This window comes from Streptomyces rhizosphaerihabitans (genome assembly GCF_025399795.1).
Lineage (GTDB): Bacteria > Actinomycetota > Actinomycetes > Streptomycetales > Streptomycetaceae > Streptomyces > Streptomyces rhizosphaerihabitans.
The window spans coordinates 1-283 of record NZ_JAODTZ010000222.1; the positions used below are offsets into that span (position 1 = coordinate 1).

A 283-nucleotide genomic window follows, 5' to 3' on the forward strand; every position below is an offset into this window, starting at 1 on the left:
AGCACCGGGAACGGCTGCTGCGGGTGGCCCGCGAGGTGTCGTTCCCCGAGGGCACCCGGCTGTTCGGGGAAGGCGGCCACGCGGACCGGTTCTGGATCATCCGGACCGGGACGGTAGCCCTGGACCTGCGGGTGCCGGGCCGCCGTGCGGCCGTCATCGAAATCCTCGGACACAACGAACTCGTCGGCTGGTCCTGGCTGTTCCACCCGCACACCTGGCATCTGGGCGCCGAGGCGACCAGCCCGGTGCGCGCCTACGAGTTCGACGCCGAGACGGTCCGGGG

1 protein-coding gene is annotated in these 283 nt (G+C 72.1%); it reads left to right on the top strand.

Features of this window, described 5'->3' with window-relative positions; genetic code table 11:
- Positions 1 to 283, top strand: a 283-nt coding sequence (locus N4G66_RS45500) for a cyclic nucleotide-binding domain-containing protein (protein WP_261710182.1), incomplete at both ends; no start/stop codon positions are given.